This is a genomic window from Sagittula sp. NFXS13 (genome assembly GCF_040148795.1).
Classification (GTDB): Bacteria; Pseudomonadota; Alphaproteobacteria; order Rhodobacterales; family Rhodobacteraceae; genus Sagittula; species Sagittula marina.
The window spans coordinates 1-17,811 of the sequence record NZ_JAGEMH010000021.1 but is presented as its reverse complement, the minus strand read 5'-3'; the positions used below and the strand labels follow the sequence as shown (position 1 = coordinate 17,811).

Below are 17,811 nucleotides of genomic sequence, written 5' to 3'. Positions count from 1 at the left end.
GGCGCGCGCGCAACATGTTCATGGGGGGAGTTGGCGATGTTTGAACGGGATAAGCCTGTGGCAGAGATGGGGCACGTCGAACGTGTGCTGGATCTGCTGTCCAAGGCCTGCGTGGCCGTGGCGGGGGCAGGGCTGGTGACGCTGGTCGTGATCTTTGGCTGGCTCGTCTGGGGGCGCTACGTGATGAATGACACGCCCACCTGGGTCGAGCAGGTGGCGCTTTTGTTGGTGGTGTGGATCACCTTTCTGGGCGGCGCTGCCGGGGTGCAGACGCAAAGCCACCTCTCCATCGAATTTGTGCGTGAAATGATGCCGCGGTGGTTGCGGATGCCGCTGCATTGGATGGCGCTGGCCGGGATGCTGGTCTTTGGCGTTGTGCTGTTCTGGCAGGGCTGGACGCTGGCCGAAAGCACCTGGACCCGCCGGGTGCCGATGCTGGGTATCCCGGAGGGGCTTCGGGCGGTGCCAATGGCAATCTGCGGGGCGCTGACGGCGCTGTTCACACTTCAACAAGCGGTGGCGCTGGCCACTGGCAAGGACTGAACCCATGGGGCTGGCATTACTTTTCGGGCTGTTTTTCCTGGGCCTACTCAGCGGGATGCCGGTGGCTTTCGCGCTTGGCCTCGCGACGGTCGGGGGCTTTTTGTACGAAGGGCTGCCGCTGTTCATCGCCTTTCAGCGCGTGCTGTCGGGGATCTCGGTGTTTTCGCTGCTGGCGATCCCGTTCTTCATCTTTGCCGGCGAATTGATGATGCAGGGCGGTATCGCGGGACGGCTGGTGCGACTGGCCAGCTATGCGGTGGGCTGGATGCGCGGCGGGCTTGGCGTGGTGAACGTGGCCTCGTCGATGCTGTTTGGCGGGATTTCCGGGTCGGCTGTGGCGGACACCTCGGCGTTGGGGTCGATCCTGATGCCGGTGATGAAGGAAAAGGGCTATGACGCGGATTACGCCGTCAACGTCACCGTGACGTCGTCGGTGGCGGGGGTGGTGATCCCACCGTCGCACAACATGATCCTGTTTGCCGTGGCCGCAGGCGGCGTATCGGTCAGCAAGCTGTTCATTGCGGGCATCGTGCCGGGGATCCTGATGTGCCTGTGTCTTGGTGTGGTGGCCTATGTCATCGCGGTGAAGCGCGGCTACCCGGCGGAGACCTTTCCCGGGTTCAGGACGCTGGCGATTTCGACCATCGTGGCGCTGCCGGGTCTGATGACGGCGGTGATCATCGTGGGCGGTGTGCTGTCCGGCGTGATGACCGTGACCGAAAGCGGCGCGTTCGGCGCGATCTGGGCGGTGCTGGTGACGGTGTTCGTCTACCGCGAATTGACCTGGGAGAAGTTCCGCGTCGCGGTTGTGACCTCTGTGCGGACCACCGCGCTGGTGATGCTGCTGGTGGCGACGGCCTCGGCGTTTTCGTACCTGCTGACGTTGTACCGCGTGCCGGATCTGCTGGCGGTGGCGGTGACCGGGATTTCCGACAATCCGATCATCATCCTGCTGCTGCTCAACATCGTGTTGCTGGGGCTTGGGATGATCATGGACATGGCGGCGCTGATCCTGATCTGCACGCCGATCTTTCTGCCGGTGGTTGTTGGCCTTGGCATGGACCCGATCCAGTTCGGCGTGATCTTGATGATGAACCTCGGGCTGGGGCTGTGCACGCCGCCTGTGGGGGCCTGCCTTTTTGTCGGCTGCGTCGTGGGCGGTGTCCGAATTGACGAGGCCGTGCGCACGATCTGGCCATTCTACCTCGCGATTTTTGTCGCGCTGATGCTGGTCACCTATGTGCCGGCCGTTTCGATGACGCTGCCTGGCCTGATGGAGTGAACGCTATGATGAACCGTATTCTGATCACCGGCGCGGCAGGCCAGCTTGGCACGATGCTGCGCGAAAAGCTGCGGGGCCATGCAGCGGTGCTGCGCTTGTCCGACGTTGCCGAAATCCCTGCGGCGCAGGACGGCGAAGAGGTCGTGCCTTGCGATCTGGCTGATGGCGCGGCGGTGATGAAGCTGGTCGAAGGATGTGATGGCATCGTGCATCTTGGCGGCATCAGTGTGGAACGCAGCTTTGACCTGATCGAGGCGGCCAACCTGCGTGGTGTCTACAATCTGTACGAGGCGGCGCGGGCAAACGGGATGCCGCGCATCATTTTTGCCTCCTCGAACCACACGATCGGGTATCACGACCAGACCACGCGGCTGGACCACACCGCGCCGTATCGGCCCGACGGCCTGTATGGGGTGTCCAAGATCTTTGGCGAGTCGGTGGCGCGCCTGTATCACGACAAGTTCGGCCAGGAGAGCGCACTGGTGCGCATCGGCTCCTGCACGCCGCGCCCGGAGAACTGGCGGATGCTGGCCACATGGTTCAGTCAGGATGATTTCGTGTCCCTGATCGATGCCGTTTTCGCGGCGCCGCGCCTTGGCTGCACGATGGTCTGGGGCGCCTCCAAAAACGACCATGGCTGGTGGGACAATACGCATGCCGCTTTCCTCGGCTGGCACCCGAAGGACAACGCCGCCGCTTATGCCGAAGAGATCGCCCGCACCGTGCCCCGACCGGGCCGGGATGAGGCCGTCGCCCGCTATCAGGGCGGCGTTTTCACCGATGAACCAATTCACCCCTCAAAGGAGGACTGACATGCTTGACAGTTTCACCCCGCACGGCAAACACCTTGTCGCAGGCGCGTGGATCGCATCCGAGACGACCTTTACCTCTGATCCGGCAAGCGGCCCGGCGCACGCATATTGCGTGGGCACGCCCGATCTGGTCGATGCCGCCTGCAAGGCCGCCGAAGAGGCCTTCACCATCTATGGCTATTCCAGCCGTGAAGACCGCGCGCGTTTTCTGAACTCCATCGCGGATGAAATCGAGGCACGCGGCGATGCGATCACCCTGATCGGCACGCAGGAAACCGGCCTGCCCGAAGCGCGGCTGAACGGCGAGCGGGGCCGCACCACGGGCCAGCTGCGCCTGTTTGCAGAGCACATCCTGAAGGGCGATTACCTTGACCGTCGCCACGATGAGGCGCTGCCCGACCGCCAGCCGCTGCCGCGCCCCGACCTCAAGATGCTTCAGCGGCCCATCGGCCCGGTTGCCGTCTTTGGCGCGTCGAACTTCCCGCTGGCGTTTTCCACGGCAGGCGGGGACACCGCTGCCGCGTTGGCGGCCGGCTGTCCGGTGGTGGTCAAGGGCCACTCTGCCCACCCCGGCACCGGCGAGATCGTGGCCGAGGCCATCGCCGCCGCCATCGAGAGCTGCGGCATGCCCAAGGGCGTGTTCTCGTTGATCCAGGGCGGCAAGCGTGATGTGGGTCAGGCTTTGGTGCAGCACCCGCTGATCAAGGCCGTGGGCTTTACCGGGTCGCTGGGCGGTGGGCGCGCGCTGTTTGATCTGTGTGCACAGCGGCCTGAGCCGATCCCGTTTTTCGGCGAGCTGGGCAGCGTCAATCCGATGTTCGTGCTGCCGGAGGCCACGAAGGCACGCGGGGCGGAGATCGGCGCAGGCTGGGCCGCGTCACTCACCATGGGGGCAGGGCAGTTCTGTACCAACCCGGGCATCGTCGTGATCGGGACCGGCCCCGAGGGGGACGCTTTTGTGGCAGCGGCCACTGAGGCGCTGACCTCTGCCGCACCGCAGACCATGCTGACCGACGGCATTGCGCAGGCCTACAAGGACGGCAAGTCCCGCTTTGACGGGCGCAACGCCGTGCGCTCGCTGCTGACCACCGACAGCGAAGGCCGCAACGCCGCGCCGAACCTGTTTGAAACCGATGCCGACAGCTACCTTCAGGATCACGCGCTTGGCGAAGAGGTCTTTGGCCCGCTGGGCCTCGTGGTGCGCGTGACCGGCCCGGATGACATGCTTGCGCTTGCCAGCGGCTTCGAAGGTCAGCTGACCGCGACGATCCACATGGATGACGGCGATACGGCGCTTGGCCGTCGTCTTGCGCCGGTTCTGGAACGCAAGGCCGGCCGCGTGTTGGTCAATGGGTTCCCCACCGGAGTCGAAGTGGCTGATGCCATGGTTCACGGTGGCCCGTATCCGGCCAGCACCAACTTTGGCGCAACCTCTGTCGGCACCCTGTCGATCCGCCGCTTTCTGCGCCCGGTTTGCTACCAGAACATGCCGGATGCGCTGATGCCCGGCGACTGGGGCTGACCGCCACTTAACTGTTTATCAAAACCTTGGAGGGTGCGGCCGCGATGGCCAAGGGGGGCGACGCCCCCCGACACCCTCCCCATGCCTGCAAAGGACCGTTCCTATGGACCCCAAAGATATCAAGACTGCTCTCGGCTCTGGCCTGCTGAGTTTCCCGGTGACGCCGTTCGACGCTGAAAACCGTTTCGCGCCCGAGCCGTACAAGGCCCATGTGGAATGGCTGTCCGGCTTTGACGCGCCGGTCCTGTTCGCCGCCGGCGGCACGGGCGAGTTCTTTTCGCTCAGCCCCGACGAAATTCCGGCGATCGTCTCCGCTGCCAAGGACGTCGCCGGGGACACGGCCATCGTGTCGGGCTGTGGCTATGGCACGGAAATGGCGGTTTCCATCGCCAGGGACGTGGAAAAGGCGGGCGGCGACGGTATTCTGCTGCTGCCGCACTACCTGATCGATGCGCCGCAAGAGGGGCTGTATGCCCACGTCAAAGCGGTCTGCGACGCCACCGAGATGGGCGTCATGGTCTACAACCGGGACAACGCGGTGTTGCAGGCGGACACCTTGGCGCGGCTGTGTGATGCGTGCCCGAACCTTGTCGGGTTCAAGGACGGCACCGGCGACATCGGCCTTGTGCGGCAGGTGACGGCCAAGATGGGCGACCGGCTGACCTATCTCGGCGGGATGCCCACGGCGGAACTGTTTGCCGAAGCCTATCTGGGCGCGGGGTTCACCACCTACAGCTCCGCTGTGTTCAACTTCGTGCCCGCGTTGGCGAACAAGTTCTACGCCGCGCTGCGCGCCGGTGACCGCGCCACCTGCGAGCGCATCCTGAACAGCTTCTTTTACCCGTTCATGGACCTGCGGGCACGCCGCAAGGGCTATGCCGTGTCTGCGATCAAGGCAGGTGTGCGCCTTGTGGGCTTCGAGGCGGGTCCGGTACGCTCGCCGTTGTCGGATCTGACCGGCGAAGAGGAGGAGATCCTGAAGGATCTGATCGAGGCCCATTCATGAAGATTGCAGAAATCCGCACGCATCTGCTCGAACACAAGCTGGACACCGCGTTTGAATCCGCCTCCATGCGGTTCGACAAGCGTGTGCATCTGCTGGTCGAGGTGATCTGCGAGGATGGCACCACGGGCTGGGGCGAATGCCTTGGCCCGGCGAGGCCGAACGCGGCCACCGTGCATGCCTATGCCGGTTGGCTGAAGGGCATGAACGCGCTGGAGCACGAAAAGATCTGGGCCACGCTGTACAACGCCATGCGGGACCAGGGACAGCGCGGGATCAGCGTCACGGCCTTGTCCGGGATCGACATCGCGCTGTGGGACATCAAGGGCAAGGCCTATGGGCAGCCGGTGTCTGTCCTGCTGGGGGGGCGCTGGCGCGAAAGCGTGCGCGCCTATGCCACCGGCAGCTTCAAACGTGACGGGGTCGACCGCGTGGCCGACAACGCCGCCGAATGTGCGGGCCATGCCAAGGCGGGGTTCCATGCGGTGAAAATCAAGATCGGCTTCGGCGTGGACGAGGATCTGAAGGTGATCGAGGCGGTGCGCGATGCCATCGGCCCGGACACCCGACTGATGATCGACGCCAACCACGGCTATGACGTGATCGAGGCGATCAGGCTGGGGCAGGCGGCGGCAAAATTCGGCATCGACTGGTTCGAAGAACCCGTGGTGCCCGAACAGCTTGGCGCTTATCGCAAGGTGCGCGCCGGTCAGCCGATCCCCGTGGCCGGGGGCGAGACGTGGCACACGCGCTGGGGCTTTGCCGAGCCCTTGTCGACGGGGTGCGTCGACATTGCCCAGCCGGACCTGTGCGGGGTCGGCGGGATCACCGAGGCAAAGCGCGTGGCCGATCTGTGCGCGCTGCACGGGGTGCGTCTTGTGCCGCATGTCTGGGGCACGGCAGTGCATATCGCCGCTGCGCTACAGTTCATGGCGGCGATGGTTCCGAACCCGGTACGCAAAAATCCGGTCGAGCCGATCATGGAATTCGACCGCACCCACAATCCGTTTCGTCAGGCGGTGGTCAAGACGCCCTTCGAACATGACGGCGGTGTGCTGACCATTCCCGACGCCCCCGGTCTCGGGATCGAGATCGACCGCGACGCCCTGAAACGCTTTGCCCCGGAGGCCGCATGATTACACGAAAGCTGAATGGCGCAGCACCTTTGACGCCGATGCCGAAGGGCGCCGTGGACACGCAGATGCACATGTATCTGCCGGGGTTCGCCATGCGCGCGGATGGCGCGGGGCGGCCCGCCGATCCCTTGCCGACGCCGGACATGTACCGCGAGACGATGCGCTGGCTTGGCCTTGACGCGGTGGTGATCACGCAAGGCAACGCCCATGGTGCGGACAATGCCGCGTTGCTCGCTTGCCTGCGGGAGATGGGGGACTGCGCGCGCGGCGTTGCAGTCATCACGCCGGACACCACGGCAAAGGAGATCGCCCGCCTGTCCGACGGGGGGATCGTGGGCGCGCGCATCATGGATCTGCCGGGTGGGGCCGTGGGCCTTGATGCGCTTGAGGCCGTGGATGCCATGGCCGCCGATGCCGGTTGGGTGATGGCCGTGCAATTCGACGGCTCGCATCTGCCGGAGCTGGAGCCACGTCTTGCCGCGTTGAAATCGCGCTGGGTGCTGGATCATCACGCCAAGATCTTTGACGGCGCGACACCGGCGCATATCGACGTCATCAAGCGTTTGATGGATGGCGAGCGCTGCTGGTTCAAGTTCGCGGGGTGTTACGAAAGCTCCCGCGACGGTGGGCCGGATTATCCCGACATTGCAAGCGTTGCCCGAGAGATTGCGGCACACGCGCCCGACCGCATTGTCTGGGGCACCAACTGGCCGCACAATGCGGCGCACCGCAGCGAAGATTACCCGGACGACGCGCAGCTGCTGGATTTGGCGATGTCGTGGTTGCCGGACGATACCGCGCGCCAGGCCGCGCTGGTAGACACGCCGCGCGCGCTTTACGGATTTGATCCCGTGTGAAGAGTGCGATTGCCGCAGGGGGAGGTCTGGCCGTGGGGGGCATGATCCGGACGGGGCAGGGCGCAGGCATGCTTGGGCGGATGGGCGCAGGCTCCGGGACTGTTACACCGCCGAAATGGCGGCGTGATCCTACCAATTCCTGGGCCTTCAAAAGCCCGGGTCGCTGCCTTCGGTTGCAGTCGGCACAGTTCAATATCGGAGACGTCTTCTTGACGGTGTGATGCCGCGCGTCATTGACTGTGCGCGGCATCAGTGGGTCCCGTCGATCGGGAAATCAGTGCCCTCGCAGAACTGACGGGTGCTGTGCAACACGAGCGTTTCGCAGGCGTACAGCCATTCCAAACGCCACCCAAAAGGGGATGCGACGGACTAGAACGCCTCGCGATACAATGCCAAGGCGTCCGCTTCGGTGACTTCGACCGGGTTGTTTATCAGCAGTCTGGTTTGCAGCATGGCGTCCCGGGCAAGCATCGGCAGGCTGTCTTGGGTGACCTTGCAGTCCCGCAGGCGACGGGGTGCGCCGGAGCGGTCCATCAGGTCCCCCATGAACTGCACGAAGGCGGCCGCGCGCGCCTGCACGCCTTCCTCCGACGCGCCAAGGACGACATCGGCAAGCTCGGCATAAAGCGGCGCAGCGGCGTGCATGTTGTAGCGGAGCACGGGCCCCAGCATCAGCGCATTGGTCAACCCGTGCGGCAGGTGGAAATGACCGCCAAGCGGGTAGGCGAGGGCATGGACGGCCCCCACCGGGCTGTTGGCGAAGGCCTGCCCCGCGAGCGCCGCTCCCAGCAGCATGGCTTCGCGCGCGGCGCGGTTGTCCGGCTCTGTGCAGGCGGTGACCAGGTTCGGCGCCATAAGGCGCAATGCTTCGCGTGTGAAGACGTCTGACAGCGGGTTCTTGCGATGACGGCTGGTGAATGCCTCGATGGCGTGAACCATCGCGTCGATCCCGGTTGCGGCGGTCTGAAGGGCAGGCAGGCCGAGGGTCAGCTCGGCGTCGAGAAGCACGCGGTCTGCATAAAGCTGATGACCGACGATGCCCATCTTGGTCGTCTCGCCGGTTGTCAGGATGGTGATGTTTGTCATCTCCGATCCAGTCCCCGCCGTGGTCGGCACCTGCACCAGCGGGACGCGGCCGCCGCTGATCTTGCCAATACCGTAGAGATCCGACAGCTCTTGCGCACCGACCAGCAACACCGCCGCCAGCTTGGCGATGTCCATCGACGATCCACCGCCGAATCCGAGCACGAGGTCGGCCCCGGCGGCCTTGCCTTGCCCGACGCAGGCCATCAACACGGATTCCGGCGGGTCCGCGACGACCTGATCGAAGACGGTGACCGAGAAACCGTTTGCCGCCAGCGACGCCAGCGCGTCATCCAGCGCACCGCTTTCGTGCAGGAAGCGATCCGTCACGATCAGCAGTGTACGCTCCGAGAACCAGTCAGAGAGGATTTCGCCGATCCGGCGTGCTCCGCCCCAATCCACGAAGATCGAACCGGGGCTGTCGAAGGAGAAAGAGGCAATGCCATCCGTCATGTGTGTGTCCTTGGTTTGAAAGTGGCAGGGCGATCAGATTGTGCTGCAGAGGTATTTCAGTTCGAGGTATTCCTCGAGGCCATGGCGAGAGCCCTCGCGCCCGAGGCCCGATTGCTTGACCCCGCCGAAGGGGGCCACCTCGTTGGAGATCAGGCCGGTGTTGTGCCCGACCATGCCGTATTCGAGCGCCTCCGACACGCGCACCACACGGGCGTGGTCGCGGGTGAAGAAATAGGCAGCAAGGCCGAAGATCGTGTCGTTGGCCATGGCGATGGCCTGTTGCTCGGTCTCGAACCGGAAGACGGGGGCGAGCGGGCCAAAGGTCTCTTCCGTCGCGACCTTCATGCGCGACGTGACGCCCGTAAGCACGGCAGGTTCCATGAACAGGCCGCCGAGGCGTCTGCCGCCCTGAAGAAGGTTCGCACCTTGCGCGACTGCGTCCGCGATATGGTCCTCGACCTTGTCGAGCGCCTTGGCTTCGATCATCGGACCGATCTCGGTGCCCTCCGCTGTGCCGTTGCCGACCTTCAACGCGGACACGCGCTCGCTGAGCTTGGCCACGAAAGCGTCATGGATGCCGGATTGGACCAGAAAACGGTTGGTGCAGACGCATGTCTGCCCGGCGTTGCGGTACTTCGACGTCATGGCCGCTTCGACCGCCTTGTCCAGATCGGCATCGTCGAAGACGATGAAGGGGGCGTTGCCGCCCAGTTCGAGAGAGAGCTTCTTGATGGTGCCCGCGCATTGCGCCATCAAAAGCCGCCCCACCTCTGTCGAGCCGGTAAAGGAGAGTTTGCGCACCACCGGGCTGTCAGTCAGCACCTTCCCAAGCGTTGAGGCGGGGCCGGTCACGACCTGAAGCACCCCCTTGGGCAGCCCGGCGCGCTGCGCCAGTTCTGCCAGCGCAGTCGCGCTAAGGGGTGTCAGGTCGGCGGGTCGCAGGATCATCGAACATCCTGCCGCCAGCGCGGGCGCTGCCTTTCGCGTAATCATCGCCGCCGGGAAGTTCCACGGCGTGATCGCTGCGGTGACCCCGACAGGCTGGCGCATAACGGTGATGCGCTGGTCGCGGCGGGGGGCCGGGATCGTTTCGCCGTAAATGCGTTTGCCTTCCTCTGCGAACCATTCGACGAAAGAGGCGGCATAGGCGATTTCGCCGCGCGCCTCGGCCAGCGGCTTGCCTTGCTCAAGCGTCATGATCATAGCCAGATCGTCAACATTGGCCTTGATCAGATCGAACCAGCGGCGCAGCACGGCGGCGCGGTCGCACGCGGCCCATTGCGCCCACTCTGCCTGGGCATGCGCCGCCGCCTCGATGACAGCGGGTATCTCCTCGGGCGCCATCTGCGGTACATGTCCGACGGTCGAGCCATCGGCGGGGTTGAGAACGGCGATGGTCTTGCCCGAGGCGGCCTGGCACCAGGTGCCGTCGATCAGGCAGGCCTCGCGCAGGAGCATCGGGTCGCTGAGGTGGTTCTGTGTGGACATTTCAATTCCTGCTGAGGGTCGGTGGGCGCCACGCGCAAACCGGGTGTCTGGGGTCAGGTGATCGGAAGATGCACGGCGTGTCAGGCCTGCGAACGGGACGCCTTTGCCGTCTCGCGATCCCAGGTGTCGGAGGTCACGCCCTCCTTGCGCAGCAGGTGCTTTTGCACCTTGCCCGAGGCGGTTTTCGGCAACTCGTCAAGCACCCTCAGGTAGCGCGGCACCATGAAGCGCGGTAGCGATGCTGACAGCCGTTCGCTGATCGAAGCCGGGTCGATGCGCTGCCCCTCGGCGGGCGAGACCACGATCAGCACCTCGTCCTCTGAAAACTCGCTGGGCACGGCGACGGCGGCGCATTCGCGGATCTCCGGCAGGTTCAGAACCTCGCTTTCCAGCGCGAAGGAGGAGATATTCTCGCCGCGCCGCCGGATCACGTCCTTGAGACGGTCGACGAAGTAATAGGTGCCGTCCGCCTCGCGGCGGAAGCTGTCGCCGGTGTGGAACCAGCCGTTGCGCATGGCCTCGGCGGTGGCGGCGGGGTTGTTGTAATAGCCCGACATCAGCGCCCAGGGGCGGTGCGAGCGGATGATGAGCTCGCCCACCTCGCCATCGGGCAGGGGGATGTCGTTCTGGTCGACGATCCTCAGCTCGCACCAGGGGCGCGGGGTGCCTGCGATGCCCTTGCGGGTGATGCCGGGGCCGGCGTGCATCGGGCTTGCGATCTCGGTCATGTTGTAGATGGTCCAGGCCTCGACGCCGAACCGCTCTGCAAACAGCGGGCCATCCTCGCCGAAAGGCGTGATGAAGGCGCGGCGCAGCGAATGATCGCGGTCATCGGCGCTGGCCGGCGCCTTGAGCAGGAAGGCGGCCATGACCCCCAGAAGCAGGCAATAGGTCGAGCCGGTTTCGCGCACCGCCTGCCAGAAGGTGTCGGTCTTGAACTCGCGCATCATTCCGATCGACAGGCCGCGCGCCAGCATTGCGTTGACGTAAAGCGTCGATCCGCAGTGAAAGACCGGGCCGCAGATCAGGCAGCGGTCATCGGATGCAACGCAATCGAAGGCATCGGGGCCCATGGTGTAGTGCTGGGCATAGCTGCTCATCACGCCCTTGGCGTTGCCGGTGGTGCCCGAGGTGTACATGATTGCATGCAGATCCCAGGGCTCGATCGGGTCTGACAGCTCCAGCGCGGCGGCATCTTCGGTGTCGGGATCGACCAGCGGGCGGATGTCGTAGCCGGGAATGGCAGGGGCCTCGCCTTCGACGACCAGAACGGTGGTCACGCGGCCGGGGGCGACGTCGGCGAGGCGATCCACCAGCGCGGCCTGCGCGATCAGGACGGGGGCGTCGGCATCCAGCAGGATGTGTTCCAGCATCTGCCCGCGCGCGCCCGTGTTGATCGGCACATAGACCGCGCCAAGGTAGTTGATCGCGAACCAGCTGCACAGAAGATCGGGGCTGTTGCCCATCAGGCAAAGCACGTGATCGCCCCGTTTCACCCCGGCGCGGGCCAGGGCGCTGGCCCGGATGCGGACCCTGCGGTGCAGCTCGCCAAAGCTCCACGTCGGGCCGGGCCAGAATTGCACAAAGGGCGCGTCGGCTTGGGTTTGTGCATATCCATCAAGGATATAGCGCAGAACAGAGCGGGTGCGATCAAGCGCGGGATCCTGCGCTGCGTCAAACGGGCGGACCGTGTCCGTGGGCGTCTGGGGCATCTTCTCCTCCTTCTGGAAAAGGTCGGGTTCATGGGCGCGCCGGTTTTCTGCGCTGTCAGATTTCATATTGCATTGTTGCGACTCGATGTGCAACATACTTGGTAGTATGTCGCATGGCGGCGGAACCGGGACAAGGAGAAATGGCTGCAATGTCAGGTGTGATTGTCGAGACTGAGGGGGCCATCGCGACCGTGCGATTCGACCGCGGCGGAAAGGCAAATGCGCTGGATTCCACGATGATCGACGCGCTGGAATCGGCGGCGACAGAGCTGTCGCGCAACCCCGATGTGTCCGTGATCGTGCTGGCGGGCACGCCCGGGATCTTTGCCGCTGGCGTTGATCTCAAGGATGCGCGGCTGTGGAGCCCCGAGGCGGGCGACGTTGCCCGGCATCTTGCGATGAACGCAGGCGGGCGCATGAGCGCGGCCTGGCGCCGCCTGCCACAGATCGTCATTGCCGCGATCGAGGGGCCGGCCATCGGGGGCGGCGCGATCCTGGCGCTTTGCGCCGACTTCCGGGTCATGGCCGCTGACGCCTACCTGCGGTTTCCCGAGGTGCGCCTTGGCATGACGCTGGGGTGGGGCGGGCTGGCGCTGCTGACCGAACGGGTCGGGTCGGGGCGCGCCAAGCGCATACTGTGCTGCGATGAGACGATCCATGCGCAAGAGGCGCTGACGCTCGGGCTTGCCGACCGCACGGTCGAGGCGGGCACCGCGCTTGAGGCGGCGCAAGGCTGGGCGGGTGAGATCGCCCGCGCCCCGGCGATGTCGCTGCGCATGACCAAGTCCGCCGTCGATGCCCATGCCCGGCGCAACTGGGCCGAGGGCGCCGAGGGCGACCAGTTTTTGCTGGCCAAGCTGCTTGCCGAGCGCGGCAGCGGGGCCTGATGAACGCCCGCGCGTGGGAGCGTGCGGTTTTCAATGCACCCGAAGCGGTGTGAAAATGGGAGGAATAGACAAATGACGACAGTAACAAGGGCCCTTCTGGCCTCGGTGGTTTGTGGCGCGCTGGCGGCGGGCGCACAGGCCGAACCTTACCGGATCGGCGTTCTGACCGACATGTCGGGGATGAACTTCGACCTTTCGGGCAAGGGATCGGAAGTGGCGGCGCGCATGGCGGTCGAGGATTTCGGCGGCACGCTGCTGGGTGAGCAGATCGAGGTGATCGTCGGCGATCACCAGAACAAGCCGGACGTGGGGTCGACCCTCGCGCGGCGCTGGATCGACGAGCAGAACGTGGTGGCCGTGGTCGACCTGCCGACCTCGTCGGTGGCGCTTGCGGTGCAGGAAATCACCCGCCAGAGCGACACCGCGCTGCTGATTTCGACCGGGGGGTCGTCCGAGCTGACAGGTGCGTCCTGCTCGCCCTCGACCGCGCAATGGACATGGGACACCTACGCGCTGGCCAACGGCACGGGCCGGGCCATGACGCTGGAAGGCGACAAGACATGGTTCTTCCTGACCGTCGATTACACCTTCGGCAATGCGCTTGAGGCCGACACCACCGCCGCGGTCGAGGCTGCGGGCGGCACCGTGGTCGGCTCGGTCACACACCCGCGCGAAACCTCGGATTTCTCGTCCTACCTGTTGCAGGCGCAGGGATCGGGGGCCGACGTGATCGCGCTGGCGAACGCATCGGGCGACACGATGACCGCGCTGAAACAGGCCGAGGAATTCGGCGTCACGGCGTTGGGCCAGGACATCGCCGGGATGCTGCTGTTTCTGACCGACGTGCACGGCGTGGGGCTGGACATCGCCAAGAACCTGACCCTGACCACCGCGTTCTACTGGGACATGAACGAAGAGACCCGCGCCTGGTCCGAGCGCTTTGCCGAACGGATGGACGGCAAGATGCCGACGATGGTGCATGCGGGCGTCTATTCGGCGGTGTCGAACTATCTCAAGGCCGCCGAGAAATCCGGCCAGGCCAAGAGCGGCACCCAAGTCATGGACACGATGCGCGACATGGATATCGACGATTTCTTCAACCACAACGCTTATCTGCGCAAGGACGGCCGCGTGGTGCATGACATGTATCTCGTGCAGGTGAAGACACCCGAGGAATCCAAGGGTCCGTGGGACTATTACAAGGTTCTGCGCACCATCCCCGGGGACGAGGCGTTCCGCCCGATCGAACAGAGCGCTTGCCCGCTCCTCGACCGGTAAAGGCCACATCATGATGATGGCGAATGTTTCGGCGCATGACGCGCCGGCAAGCCCCCGCGCTGCCTTGTCGGCGCGGGGGCTGAGCAAGAGCTTCGGGAATTTCCAGGCGGTGAAAGATGTCGATATCGACATCCGCCATGGCCGGATCCACGCTTTGATCGGACCGAACGGGGCGGGCAAGAGCACGGTGTTCAACCTGCTCACCAAGTTCCTGCAACCAAGCGCCGGCAAGATCATGTACGGCGAAACCGACATCACCCGCATGGACCCGGCCCATGTGACACGGCTTGGGGTGGCGCGGTCCTTCCAGATCTCGGCCACCTTCGGGGACATGTCGCTGGTCGACAACGTCTGCGTGGCGCTGCAACGGCCCAATGGGCTTGCGGTGCAGTTCTGGCGCCCGCTGTCCAGCCTGACGCGGCTGCGGCCCCGGGCGATGGACCTGCTGGATCGCGTGGGACTGGCCGACATGGCCGACCACCGCGCGGCGGATCTGTCCTATGGGCGCAAGCGCGCGCTCGAGATTGCGACCACGCTGGCGCTGGACCCGCGGGTTCTGTTGCTGGACGAGCCGCTGGCGGGCATGGGCCAAGAGGACGTCGAAACGATGGCCGGTCTGATTGCAGACGTGGCCCGGGACTGCGCCGTCCTGATGGTGGAACACAACATCAGCGTCGTTGCCGACATCGGCCACGACATCACCGTGCTGCAACGCGGCGAGATCCTGAGCCAGGGCGACTATGCCAAGGTCAGTGCCGATCCGCGCGTGCGCGAAGCCTACATGGGGACCGAGGACGATGACTGACGTATCCGCATTGCGGCGCGAGGGCAGGGGGCCGGCACAATTGAAGGTGCGCGCGCTGGAGGCCTGGTACGGCGAAAGCCAGGCGCTGTATGGCGTCGATCTTGATGTCTACCCCGGCGAGACTGTCACGCTGCTGGGGCGCAACGGCGTGGGCAAGACCACGACGCTGCGCACCCTGATGGGCATCCTGCGCAAGCGCACCGGCGAGATCGAATTCGACGAGAGGTCAATCCTGCGTCTTCCGCTGCACCGCGTCGCCCACGCCGGCATGGGCTTTGTGCCCGAAGAGCGCGGCATCTTTGCCTCGCTGACCGTCGAAGAGAACCTGATGCTGCCGCCGGTGGTGGCGCGCAGCGGCAAGGAGATGTCGCTCGACGAGATCTACACGCTGTTTCCCAACCTGCTGGACCGGCGCCACAGTCCGGGCACCAAGCTGTCCGGCGGCGAGCAGCAGATGCTGGCGATCGCGCGTATCCTGCGCACCGGCGTCAGCATGATCCTGCTCGACGAGCCGACCGAGGGGCTGGCCCCGGTGATCGTGAACCGGATCGGCGAGATGCTGAAGTCGCTGAAGGCCCACGGGCTGAGCGTGCTTCTGGTCGAGCAGAACTTTCGCTTCGCCGCCAAGATCGCGGATCATTTCTACGTCATGGATCATGGCGAGATGATCGACAGCTTCGCCGTGGGCGAACTGCCCGCAAAGCGCGAAGCGCTGAACAAGGCCCTGGGGGTTTGACATGACAATGATATTTGGTGTGCCGCTGATGGTGCTGACCGGGCAGATGCTTATCGGCCTGATCAACGGATCGTTCTATGCGCTGCTCTCGCTCGGGCTGGCGGTGATCTTTGGCCTTTTGCGCGTGGTGAATTTTGCGCACGGGGCGTTTTACATGCTTGGCGCGTTCACCGCATGGATGCTGGGGCAGTACCTTGGCCTTGGGTTCTGGCCGTCGCTGGTGATTGCGCCGCTGATCGTGGGCTGTGTCGGGGCGTTGGTCGAACGCACCATGCTGCGCCATCTCTACGAGCTGGATCACCTCTACGGGCTGCTGTTCACCTTCGGGCTGGCGCTGCTGCTTGAAGGCTCTTTCCAGCATGTCTTTGGCGCATCGGGCAAACCGTTTTCGGCCCCCGAGGCCCTGACCGGCATCGTGCGGACCGATTTCGTGATCGTGCCGATCTATCGCAGCTGGGTCGTGGTGGCGTCGCTGCTGATCTGCCTGGGCACCTGGGCGCTGATCGAAAAGACAAAGATCGGCTCGTACCTGCGGGCCGCGACCGAAGATGCCACGCTGGTGCAGTCCTTCGGGGTCAACGTGCCGCTGCTGCTGACGCTGACCTATGCCTTTGGCTGCGCCCTTGCGGGGATCGCCGGAGTGCTGGCCGCGCCGATCTTTCAGGTCAGCCCGACGATGGGGTCGAACCTGATCATCATCATCTTTGCCGTGGTCGTGGTGGGGGGCATGGGGTCGATCCTGGGGGCCATCGCCACCGGCTACCTTCTGGGCATCGTCGAGGGGCTGACCAAGGTGTTCTACCCCGAGGCCGCGAATATCGTGATCTTCGTCCTCATGGCGGTGGTGCTGCTGCTGCGCCCTGCGGGTCTGTTCGGAAAGGAATACTGAGATGATCAAGGCCGAGGATTTCGAGACGGTGGCCGAAACCACCCGTCCCCACCGGATGCAACGGATCGTCGTGGTGGCGCTGATCGCCGTGCTCATGGTGCTGCCTCTGTGGGTCTACCCGGTGCTGCTGATGAAGCTGATGTGCTTTGCGCTGTTTGCGTCGGCCTTCAACCTGCTGCTGGGCTACGGGGGGCTGTTGTCCTTTGGCCACGCCGCGTTCTTTGGCGGGGCCGCCTATGTCACCGCCCATGCGCTCAAGGTCTGGGAGCTGACCCCAGAGCTGGCGATCCTCGCAGGTGTGGTCGCGGCACTTGTGCTGGGGCTGGGGATCGGTCTTCTGGCGATCCGCCGGCAGGGGATCTATTTCGCGATGGTGACGCTGGCGCTGGCGCAGATGTTCTATTTCTTCTGCCTTCAGGTGCCGTTCACTGAAGGCGAGGACGGCATCCAGGGCTTTTCGCGCGGGCATCTCTTCGGGCTGATCGACCTGTCCGACAGCACCGTCCTGTATTACGTGGTGGCCGCCGTGTTCGTGGCCAGCGTCTTTGCGATCTGGCGCATCGTGCATTCGCCCTATGGCATGATCCTGCAGGCGATTCGGGAAAACGAACAGCGGGCGATTTCGCTCGGGTATTCGGTGCAGCGCTACAAGCTGGGTGCCTTCGTGATGTCGGCGGGCTTTGCGGGGCTGGCCGGCGGGCTGAAGGCGCTGCTGTTCCAGTTCGCCACGCTCACGGATGTCAACTGGCACATGTCGGGCGAGGTGATCCTGATGACGCTGATCGGCGGCATCGGCAGCATCGCGGGGCCCATCGTCGGGGCCGCGCTGGTCGTGTCCTTGCAAAATTACCTTGCCACCACGGGCTTTCCCGTGACCACTGCGCTTGGCGCGACCTTCATCCTGTGCGTGCTGCTGTTTCGGCGCGGCATCGTGGGGGAATTGCGCCACCGCCTGCCTGCCGCACGGAGCAAGAAATGACCGCCGACATTCCCCTGCGCCCCTTTCGCGTCCTGCCCGACTGGGTCGATTACAACGGCCACATGGGCGACTACGCCTATGGCATCGTCTTCTCGCAGGCGGTGACCGCGCTGATGGACGAGATCGGGCTGGACGAGAGCTATCGCGCCGAAAACGAGGCGACGCTGTACACCCTGGAAATGCGGATCGGCTATCAGCGCGAATGTCACGAGGGCGACGCGCTGTCGCTGGCCACCCGGGTCCTGGCCGTCGATGCCAAGCGGATGCATCTGTATCAGGAGATGCTGGGCAGCGATGGCAGCCGCCTTGCCTGGTGCGAGCAGGTGCTGTTGCATGTTGCGCGCAA

General features: G+C 64.8%; 17 protein-coding genes. 14 read left to right on the top strand and 3 right to left on the bottom strand.

What is annotated here, in order from left to right; translation table 11 throughout:
• Window positions 1-36 precede the first annotated feature (36 nt).
• The 7 genes from J4E08_RS22135 to J4E08_RS22105 all read left to right on the top strand — a co-directional run bounded on the left by J4E08_RS22135 (window position 37) and on the right by J4E08_RS22105 (window position 7,155).
• Entirely contained in the window at window positions 37-543 is a 507-nt protein-coding gene (locus J4E08_RS22135) for a TRAP transporter small permease (protein ID WP_246429507.1), read from the top strand.
• 4 nt (window positions 544-547) lie between these two features.
• Entirely contained in the window at window positions 548-1,825 is a 1,278-nt protein-coding gene (locus J4E08_RS22130; RefSeq protein WP_183969948.1) for a TRAP transporter large permease, read from the top strand.
• A gap of 5 nt (window positions 1,826-1,830) precedes the next feature.
• Complete coding sequence (locus J4E08_RS22125; RefSeq protein ID WP_349540346.1) at window positions 1,831-2,637, top strand: NAD-dependent epimerase/dehydratase family protein; 807 nt, start codon at window positions 1,831-1,833, stop codon at window positions 2,635-2,637.
• 1 nt (window position 2,638) lies between these two features.
• On the top strand, window positions 2,639-4,159 hold the full coding sequence (locus tag J4E08_RS22120) for an aldehyde dehydrogenase (NADP(+)) (RefSeq protein WP_349540345.1): 1,521 nt from the start codon (window positions 2,639-2,641) through the stop codon (window positions 4,157-4,159).
• Window positions 4,160-4,262: 103 nt separating this feature from the next.
• Complete coding sequence (gene kdgD, locus J4E08_RS22115) at window positions 4,263-5,165, top strand: 5-dehydro-4-deoxyglucarate dehydratase (protein WP_349540344.1); 903 nt, start codon at window positions 4,263-4,265, stop codon at window positions 5,163-5,165.
• Window positions 5,162-6,298, top strand: a complete 1,137-nt coding sequence (locus J4E08_RS22110; RefSeq protein WP_349540343.1) for a mandelate racemase/muconate lactonizing enzyme family protein — start codon at window positions 5,162-5,164, stop codon at window positions 6,296-6,298. The genes kdgD and J4E08_RS22110 overlap by 4 nt, the downstream gene beginning before the upstream one ends.
• Window positions 6,295-7,155: an amidohydrolase family protein gene (locus tag J4E08_RS22105; protein ID WP_349540342.1), complete on the top strand. Its 861-nt coding sequence runs from the start codon at window positions 6,295-6,297 to the stop codon at window positions 7,153-7,155. Before J4E08_RS22110 ends, J4E08_RS22105 begins: the two co-directional genes overlap by 4 nt.
• Before the next feature lie 369 nt (window positions 7,156-7,524).
• Here J4E08_RS22105 and J4E08_RS22100 read toward each other — a convergent pair whose 3' ends face one another.
• The 3 genes from J4E08_RS22100 to J4E08_RS22090 all read right to left on the bottom strand — a co-directional run bounded on the left by J4E08_RS22100 (window position 7,525) and on the right by J4E08_RS22090 (window position 11,891).
• Entirely contained in the window at window positions 7,525-8,691 is a 1,167-nt protein-coding gene (locus tag J4E08_RS22100) for an iron-containing alcohol dehydrogenase (protein ID WP_349540341.1), read from the bottom strand.
• 33 nt (window positions 8,692-8,724) lie between these two features.
• The gene (locus J4E08_RS22095) at window positions 8,725-10,179 is read right to left on the bottom strand and encodes an NAD-dependent succinate-semialdehyde dehydrogenase (RefSeq protein ID WP_349540340.1); all 1,455 of its coding nucleotides are present in this window, start codon (window positions 10,177-10,179) and stop codon (window positions 8,725-8,727) included.
• A gap of 80 nt (window positions 10,180-10,259) precedes the next feature.
• Window positions 10,260-11,891 carry an AMP-binding protein gene (locus tag J4E08_RS22090; protein WP_349540339.1) on the bottom strand — a complete coding sequence of 544 codons (1,632 nt, stop codon included), beginning with the start codon at window positions 11,889-11,891 and terminating at the stop codon, window positions 10,260-10,262.
• Between the two features lie 149 nt (window positions 11,892-12,040).
• On the opposite strand from J4E08_RS22090, the gene J4E08_RS22085 reads away from it, so the two are divergent.
• From J4E08_RS22085 to J4E08_RS22055, 7 genes are all read left to right on the top strand, one after another.
• Complete coding sequence (locus J4E08_RS22085; RefSeq protein WP_349540338.1) at window positions 12,041-12,778, top strand: enoyl-CoA hydratase/isomerase family protein; 738 nt, start codon at window positions 12,041-12,043, stop codon at window positions 12,776-12,778.
• 72 nt (window positions 12,779-12,850) lie between these two features.
• Complete coding sequence (locus J4E08_RS22080) at window positions 12,851-14,056, top strand: ABC transporter substrate-binding protein (RefSeq protein ID WP_349540337.1); 1,206 nt, start codon at window positions 12,851-12,853, stop codon at window positions 14,054-14,056.
• A 16-nt stretch (window positions 14,057-14,072) separates the two neighbouring features.
• On the top strand, window positions 14,073-14,861 hold the full coding sequence (locus J4E08_RS22075; protein ID WP_349540378.1) for an ABC transporter ATP-binding protein: 789 nt from the start codon (window positions 14,073-14,075) through the stop codon (window positions 14,859-14,861).
• On the top strand, window positions 14,854-15,597 hold the full coding sequence (locus tag J4E08_RS22070; RefSeq protein WP_183969969.1) for an ABC transporter ATP-binding protein: 744 nt from the start codon (window positions 14,854-14,856) through the stop codon (window positions 15,595-15,597). Before J4E08_RS22075 ends, J4E08_RS22070 begins: the two co-directional genes overlap by 8 nt.
• A gap of 1 nt (window position 15,598) precedes the next feature.
• Window positions 15,599-16,486, top strand: a complete 888-nt coding sequence (locus J4E08_RS22065) for a branched-chain amino acid ABC transporter permease (protein WP_349540336.1) — start codon at window positions 15,599-15,601, stop codon at window positions 16,484-16,486.
• 1 nt (window position 16,487) lies between these two features.
• Window positions 16,488-17,465: a branched-chain amino acid ABC transporter permease gene (locus J4E08_RS22060; RefSeq protein ID WP_349540335.1), complete on the top strand. Its 978-nt coding sequence runs from the start codon at window positions 16,488-16,490 to the stop codon at window positions 17,463-17,465.
• Window positions 17,462-17,811: thioesterase family protein (locus tag J4E08_RS22055; RefSeq protein WP_349540334.1), on the top strand; the 350-nt coding region annotated here is incomplete at its 3' end. The genes J4E08_RS22060 and J4E08_RS22055, both read left to right, overlap by 4 nt.

Excerpts from the sequence above, each read along its gene's own strand:
- J4E08_RS22135 (WP_246429507.1), top strand. The coding sequence starts at position 37 with ATGTTTGAACGGGATAAGCCTGTGGCAGAGATGGGGCACGTCGAACGT.
- J4E08_RS22130 (WP_183969948.1), top strand. The coding sequence starts at position 548 with ATGGGGCTGGCATTACTTTTCGGGCTGTTTTTCCTGGGCCTACTCAGC.
- J4E08_RS22125 (WP_349540346.1), top strand. The coding sequence starts at position 1,831 with ATGATGAACCGTATTCTGATCACCGGCGCGGCAGGCCAGCTTGGCACG.
- J4E08_RS22120 (WP_349540345.1), top strand. The coding sequence starts at position 2,639 with ATGCTTGACAGTTTCACCCCGCACGGCAAACACCTTGTCGCAGGCGCG.
- kdgD (WP_349540344.1), top strand. The coding sequence starts at position 4,263 with ATGGACCCCAAAGATATCAAGACTGCTCTCGGCTCTGGCCTGCTGAGT.
- J4E08_RS22110 (WP_349540343.1), top strand. The coding sequence starts at position 5,162 with ATGAAGATTGCAGAAATCCGCACGCATCTGCTCGAACACAAGCTGGAC.
- J4E08_RS22105 (WP_349540342.1), top strand. The coding sequence starts at position 6,295 with ATGATTACACGAAAGCTGAATGGCGCAGCACCTTTGACGCCGATGCCG.
- J4E08_RS22100 (WP_349540341.1), bottom strand. The coding sequence starts at position 8,691 with ATGACGGATGGCATTGCCTCTTTCTCCTTCGACAGCCCCGGTTCGATC.
- J4E08_RS22095 (WP_349540340.1), bottom strand. The coding sequence starts at position 10,179 with ATGTCCACACAGAACCACCTCAGCGACCCGATGCTCCTGCGCGAGGCC.
- J4E08_RS22090 (WP_349540339.1), bottom strand. The coding sequence starts at position 11,891 with ATGCCCCAGACGCCCACGGACACGGTCCGCCCGTTTGACGCAGCGCAG.
- J4E08_RS22085 (WP_349540338.1), top strand. The coding sequence starts at position 12,041 with ATGTCAGGTGTGATTGTCGAGACTGAGGGGGCCATCGCGACCGTGCGA.
- J4E08_RS22080 (WP_349540337.1), top strand. The coding sequence starts at position 12,851 with ATGACGACAGTAACAAGGGCCCTTCTGGCCTCGGTGGTTTGTGGCGCG.
- J4E08_RS22075 (WP_349540378.1), top strand. The coding sequence starts at position 14,073 with ATGGCGAATGTTTCGGCGCATGACGCGCCGGCAAGCCCCCGCGCTGCC.
- J4E08_RS22070 (WP_183969969.1), top strand. The coding sequence starts at position 14,854 with ATGACTGACGTATCCGCATTGCGGCGCGAGGGCAGGGGGCCGGCACAA.
- J4E08_RS22065 (WP_349540336.1), top strand. The coding sequence starts at position 15,599 with ATGACAATGATATTTGGTGTGCCGCTGATGGTGCTGACCGGGCAGATG.
- J4E08_RS22060 (WP_349540335.1), top strand. The coding sequence starts at position 16,488 with ATGATCAAGGCCGAGGATTTCGAGACGGTGGCCGAAACCACCCGTCCC.